This window comes from Stenotrophomonas sp. 2YAF22 (genome assembly GCF_052114665.1).
GTDB classification, from domain to species: domain Bacteria; phylum Pseudomonadota; class Gammaproteobacteria; order Xanthomonadales; family Xanthomonadaceae; genus Stenotrophomonas; species Stenotrophomonas indicatrix.
Map to the genome: position 1 here is coordinate 1 of NZ_JBFRFE010000221.1, position 6,070 is coordinate 6,070.

The window sequence follows — 6,070 nt, forward strand, 5'->3', positions numbered from 1 at the left end:
ACCGGACACTTCATAACCCAGCGTCAGCATCACTTCGGCGATGCCGCTCATGCCGGTGCCGCCGATGCCGACGAAATGCACGCGCGGGAACGCGCGCACCAGATCGTTGGTGTCATGCAGGCGGCGGATCATGCGCGGCCTCGCGCAGGGCAGGCGCTGGAGCGTGCCTTCTTCATACAGCTTCCTCGAGAATGATATCGGCGATGCGCTCGGCGGCATCGACCTTGGCCAGGGCACGCGCGGCTTGCGCCATCTGCATGCGGCGGGCGGGATTTTCGGACAGATCACGCAGCAGCGCGGCAATGCCGTCTGCCAACGTTTCGTCCTGCTTCAGCAATACGGCCGCATCGCGCTCGACCAGGTACTCCGCATTGCGGGTCTGGTGATCGTCGACAGCAGCGGGGAATGGCACCAGCACGCTGCCGATGCCGACCGCGCAGAGTTCGGCCAGCGTGGACGCGCCGGAACGGCATACCACCAGGTCGGCCCAGGCGAAGGCTTCGGCCATGTCGGCGATGAACGGTGTGACCTCGCCCTGCACGCCGGCCTTGGCATAGGCCTCGACCGCTTCGGCATGCAGCTTCTCGCCGCTCTGGTGACGCACCACCACCGGCACCTGCGCACCCAGGCTGGCCAGTGCCTGCGGCACGCCACTGTTGAGCGCGCGGGCACCCTGGCTGCCGCCCAGCACCAGCAGGCGCAGCGGACCGCTGCGATCGGCCAGCCGCTGCTGCGGCGGCGCGACGGCGGCGATTTCGGCGCGCACCGGATTGCCCACGAACTCCTCGCGTGCAGCGAAGGTGCCCGGGAAACCGGTCAGCAGGCGGCGCGCGTAGCGCGACAGGATGCGGTTGGTCAGGCCCGGCGCGCGGTTCTGTTCGTGCACGATCAGTGGCAGGCCGTGCAGGCGCGCGGCCATGCCACCGGGGCCGGAAGCGAAGCCGCCGAAGGCGACCACCGCACGCGGCTGGCGATCACGGATGATCAGGCCGGCCGCACGCAGCGCGCGCATCAGGCGCCACGGCGCGGCCAGCAGAGCCAGCTTGCCCTTGCCGCGCAGACCGGTGATGGCCAGCGTATCAATGTGGATGTCGTGCTGCGGAACCAGGCGGGTTTCCATGGCGCCATCAGCGCCCATCCAGGTGACCGGCACGCCACGCGCGCGCAGCACGCGGGCCACGGCCAGGCCCGGGAAGATGTGCCCGCCGGTACCACCGGCCAGGATCATCACCGGCCGGTTGTTGTTCTGGGCCGCGCTCATCCGAGCCTCCCGAAGGTGGGTTCGACGCGCGACTGCAGGCGGCTGGTGCCACGCACGGCGGCCGGCTCGGCCGCGGCCGGTTCGGCAGCCATCGGCACGTTCTTCGCCACCGGTGCAGCAGAAGGCTCGGCGGCGGCAGGGCCGGCAACATCGTCGGCGGCGCCCATGCGCACGGCCTGGCGGCGCTCGGCGCGCTTCAGTTCATAGGACACGCGCAGCAGCAGGCCCATCGCAACGCAGGTCATCAGCACCGACGAACCACCCGACGAAATCAGCGGCAGGGTCAGGCCCTTGGTCGGCAGGATGCCCAGGTTCACGCCGATCGAAACGAAGGTCTGCATGCTGATCCACAGGCCGATGCCGAAGGCGATGTAACCGGAGAAGTGGCGCTTCATTTCCACGCAGCGCATGCCCAGCCAGAAGGTTCGGCCGACCAGCAGCGCGTACAGGGCCACGATCACGCAGGTGCCCAGGAAACCGAATTCCTCGGCGGTGACCGAGAAGATGAAGTCGGTGTGCGCCTCGGGCAGGTAGTACAGCTTCTGCACCGAATTGCCCAGGCCAACGCCGGTCCACTCGCCGCGGCCCACCGCCATCAGCGCGTTGGACAGCTGGTAGCCGTCGCCCTGCTGGTCGGCCCACGGGTCGAGGAAGGAGGTGATGCGGCGCATGCGGTACGGCTCGATGATCGCCAGCGCGCTCATGCCGACCAGACCGATCACCACCGGCATCGACATGCGCGGCATGTTCACCCCGCCCAGCACCAGCATGCCGGCGGTGATCGCCAGCAGCAGGGTGGACGAGCCGAAGTCGGGCTGCAGCAGCAGCAGCACCACCAGCGCACCGGCCACGCCCAGCGGCTTGAGCATCGCCGGCCAGGTCGCGTTGACCTCGTCGCGGAAGCGCACCAGGTAGCTGGACAGCCAGACGATGTAGAGCACCTTCACCGCTTCGACCGTCTGGAACTTGGAGATGCCCAGGTTGATCCAGCGGCGGGCACCGTTGACGCTGCTGCCCAGACCGGGCACGAACACCACCACCAGCAGCGCGAAGCAGCCCAGCAGCAGCATCTGGTTGTACTGCTCGATGGTCTTCAGCTCGGTACGCGCGGCGAAGATGGCCAACACGATGCCGACCGCCAGGAAGATCAGGTGGCGGTTGAGGTAATAGAACGGGCTGCTCATCAACGCGATCGAGCTGGACGCCACCATCACCACGCCCAGCCCGGTGAGCGCGATCATCGCGCCGAGCAGCCACTTGTCGTAGCTGCCACCGATGGCCTCAAGGCGTGTTGCCTGGTGCGACAGGTCGTTCATCAGCGTACCTTCAACGTGGCCAGGCCGATCAGCACCAGCACGACGGAGATGATCCAGAAGCGCACGATCACGCGCGGCTCCGGCCAGCCCTTCAGTTCGAAGTGGTGATGGATCGGCGCCATGCGGAACACGCGCTTGCCGGTCAGCTTGAACGAGGCGACCTGGATCATCACCGACAGCGTTTCGATGACGAACACGCCGCCCATGATCACCAGCACCAGTTCCTGGCGGGTGATCACCGCGATGGTGCCCAGCACCGCGCCCAGCGACAGCGCGCCGATATCGCCCATGAACACCATGGCCGGATAGGTGTTGAACCACAGGAAGCCCAGCCCCGCGCCGGCGATCGCCGCACAGATGATGACCAGCTCACCGGCGCCCGGAATCTGCGGGATCTGCAGGTAGTTGGCGAACACCGCGTTGCCCGACGCATAGGCGAACACGCCCAGCGCGCAGGCCACCAGCACCGTCGGCATGATCGCCAGCCCGTCCAGGCCGTCGGTCAGGTTGACCGCGTTGGAGAAGCCGACGATCCAGAAATAGGCGATGGCCACGAAGCCTATGCCGGCCAGCGGCAGCGCCACCGACTTGAACATCGGGATGTAGAAGGTCAGCGCCGCCGGTACGTCGGCGGTCTGGAACAGGAAGATGCCCGCAGCCAGGCCGAAGATCGACTGCAGCAGATACTTCCAGCGCGACTTCAGGCCGTTCGGGTCGCGACGGACGATCTTGATCCAGTCGTCGTACCAGCCGATGGCGCCGAAGCACAGCATCACCGCCAGCACCAGCCACACGTAGCGGTTGCGCAGGTCGGCCCACATCAGCACCGACAGGGTGACGGTGAGCAGGATCAGCGAACCACCCATGGTCGGCGTGCCGGCCTTGGAGAAATGGGTCTGCGGACCATCGGTCCGGATCGGCTGGCCGCCCTTGAACTGGGCAAGCTTGCGGATCATCGCCGGGCCGAGCCACAGCGACAGGAACAGCGCCGTCAACGCGGCAAGGATGGCGCGGAACGTCTGGTAGTTGAACAGCCCGAACAGGCTCTCCAACTGCTGCAACCATCGAGCCAGTTCATACAACATGCGGGGATTCCTCTCCTTGCGCCAGCAGCGCTTTGACAATCGTGTCCATGGCGCTGCCACGGGAACCCTTGACCAGGCAGCGCACGCCGGCGTGCAGCGCTTCCTTCAGCGCCTGCGACAGCGCGTCATGGGTGGTGAAATGATGTCCGCCCTCGCCAAACGCAGCGGCGGCAGCGGCGCTGAGCGGGCCCAGCGCATACAGGCGCTTGAGGCCGGCGGCACGCGCGCGGATGCCCGCCTGTGCATGCAGCGCCTCGGCGTCGGCGCCCAGCTCGCGCATGTCACCCAGCACCAGCCAGCCCTCTTCCGGGGCGGCGGCCAGTGCGTCGATGGCGGCGGCCAGCGAACCAGGGTTGGCGTTGTAGCTGTCGTCCACCAGCACCGCGCCGTTGTGCAGCTGATGGGCGATCTGGCGGCCCGGCACCGGCTGCGCTTCCGCCAGGCCGGTGGCCACCAGTGACAGCTCGATGCCGGCGGCAAGCGCCAGGCTGGCGGCGGCCAGCGCATTGCTGATGTTGTGGCGGCCCGGCAGGCCCAGCACCACGCCCGCCTCGCCCATCGGCGTGACCAGGGTGAAGCGGCTGCCCTGCGCACCGGCGCGGATGTCGCGCGCGGTGACGTCGGCGGTGTGTTCCAGGCCATAGCGCAGCACCCGGCAACGTGCCGGGGTACCGATGAAATGCTGTTCGAACCAGCGCCCGTAGGCATCGTCGGCGTTGATCACGGCCACGCCATCGGCCGGCAGTGCGGCGTAGATAGCGCCCTTGGTCACCGCCACGCCGAGCAGGCTGCCCATCCGCTCCAGGTGGGCCGGGGCGATGTTGTTGACCAGGGCATAGCGCGGGCGCGCGATGTCGGTCAGGTAGGCGATGTCGCCCGGCTTGCCAGCGCCCATCTCGTAGACGGCGTAGTCGGCATCTTCCGGTGCGTCGATCACCGCCAGCGGCAGGCCGATCTCGTTGTTGCGGTTACCCGGGTTGGCGTAGACCACCTTGTGCGCGTGCTGGGCCACCTGCTGCAGGATCGCCAGCAGCAGGCTCTTGACGCTGGTCTTGCCGTTGCTGCCGGTGATGGCGAATAGTTCGGTCGTACGGTCGCGCTGCATGCCGGCGGCGATCTTCGCCAGCGCGCGCTCGCTGTCGGCCACCAGCACCTGCGGCAGGTCCAGCGGCAGCAGGCGCTCGACCAGCAGCGCGCTGGCGCCACGTGCCTGCGCGTCAGCGGCGAAGTCATGGCCGTCGAAGCGTTCGCCACGCAGCGCCACGTAAAGGCTGCCCGGGCCAAGGCTGCGGGTATCGTTGCTGATGGCGTCGATGGCCACGTCGTCGCCGTGGATCTCGCCACCGGCCCAGTGTGCGATCAGCGAAAGCAGGGTGCGCTTCATGCGGCGCCCTCCCCGGCCTGAGCGGCCAACACACCGGCCTTCGCAGCCAGCGCGGCGGCCGATACTTCGGTGTCGTCGAAGTCATGCCGCACGCCATTCACTTCCTGATAGGGCTCGTGGCCCTTGCCGGCGATCAGGATGATGTCGCCGGCACCGGCGCGCTTCACCGCCAGGCCGATCGCACGCGCGCGGTTGCGCTGCACGGTCACGGCCGAGGCATCGGTGAAACCGGCCAGGATGTCGGCCACGATCACGTCGCCGTCTTCGCCACGCGGGTTGTCGTCGGTGACGATGACCTGGTTGGCCAGGCGCTCGGCAATGGCAGCCATCTGCGGGCGCTTGCCGGTATCGCGCTCGCCACCGCAGCCGAACACGCAGAACAGCGTGCCCTGCAGGTGGCCGTGCAGGCTGTCCAGCGCCTGTTCCAGCGCGTCGGGCGTATGTGCGTAATCAACCACCACGGTCGGCAGGCCATCTTCGCCGCCCAGGCGGTTCATGCGGCCACGGATCGGCTGCAGTGCCGACAGCACCTCGGCGATGCGCGGCAGCGGATGCCCCAGCGCATGCAGGCTGCCGGCCACGGCCAACAGGTTGTCCACGTTGAAGCGGCCCAGCAGCGGCGACTGCACTGCAGCGCGCTGGCCGTCGATGACCAGTTCGAAACCGATGCCGCGGCCATCCAGCTGCAGCGCTTCGGCGCGCACGCTGGCACCGTCGGCACCACGCGAGCTCAGGCCAATGGCCTGCACGCCCGCCGGCAGGCCGGCGAACAGCTGGCGACCGAACGCATCGTCAAGATTGATGACCGCCGCCTTCAGGCCCGGGCGATGGAACAGCCGCGCCTTGGCCGCGCCGTAGCTGGCCATGTCGCCGTGGTAGTCAAGGTGATCGCGGGTGAGATTGGTGAACACCGCCACGTCGTAGTGCACGGCATCCACGCGGCCCTGGTCCAGCGCATGCGAGCTGACTTCCATCGCCACCGCGCGCGCGCCATCGTCGCGCAGCTGCGCCAGCAGTGCATGCA

At 68.1% G+C, this 6,070-nt stretch carries 6 protein-coding genes; all 6 read right to left on the reverse strand.

Annotated elements, in window-relative coordinates; translation table 11 throughout:
• Positions 1–132 (reverse strand): Mur ligase domain-containing protein (locus AB4Y84_RS10585; protein WP_442250107.1); only part of this gene is annotated, 132 nt, incomplete at its 3' end.
• Between the two features lie 40 nt (positions 133–172).
• Entirely contained in the window at positions 173–1,261 is a 1,089-nt protein-coding gene (gene murG, locus AB4Y84_RS10590) for an undecaprenyldiphospho-muramoylpentapeptide beta-N-acetylglucosaminyltransferase (RefSeq protein ID WP_134832010.1), read from the reverse strand.
• A complete protein-coding gene (ftsW, locus tag AB4Y84_RS10595; protein ID WP_025876590.1) occupies positions 1,258–2,577 on the reverse strand; it encodes a putative lipid II flippase FtsW in 1,320 nt (439 codons plus the stop codon). Before ftsW ends, murG begins: the two co-directional genes overlap by 4 nt.
• Positions 2,577–3,662, reverse strand: coding sequence for a phospho-N-acetylmuramoyl-pentapeptide-transferase (gene mraY / locus AB4Y84_RS10600; protein WP_025876592.1), 1,086 nt, complete (start codon positions 3,660–3,662; stop codon positions 2,577–2,579). The genes ftsW and mraY overlap by 1 nt, the downstream gene beginning before the upstream one ends.
• Entirely contained in the window at positions 3,652–5,046 is a 1,395-nt protein-coding gene (locus tag AB4Y84_RS10605) for a UDP-N-acetylmuramoyl-tripeptide--D-alanyl-D-alanine ligase (RefSeq protein WP_442244655.1), read from the reverse strand. The genes mraY and AB4Y84_RS10605 overlap by 11 nt, the downstream gene beginning before the upstream one ends.
• A partial coding sequence (locus AB4Y84_RS10610) for a Mur ligase family protein (RefSeq protein ID WP_442250106.1) occupies positions 5,043–6,070 on the reverse strand: 1,028 nt, incomplete at its 5' end. The genes AB4Y84_RS10610 and AB4Y84_RS10605, both read right to left, overlap by 4 nt.

Excerpts from the sequence above, each read along its gene's own strand:
- murG (WP_134832010.1), bottom strand. The coding sequence starts at position 1,261 with ATGAGCGCGGCCCAGAACAACAACCGGCCGGTGATGATCCTGGCCGGT.
- ftsW (WP_025876590.1), bottom strand. The coding sequence starts at position 2,577 with ATGAACGACCTGTCGCACCAGGCAACACGCCTTGAGGCCATCGGTGGC.
- mraY (WP_025876592.1), bottom strand. The coding sequence starts at position 3,662 with ATGTTGTATGAACTGGCTCGATGGTTGCAGCAGTTGGAGAGCCTGTTC.
- AB4Y84_RS10605 (WP_442244655.1), bottom strand. The coding sequence starts at position 5,046 with ATGAAGCGCACCCTGCTTTCGCTGATCGCACACTGGGCCGGTGGCGAG.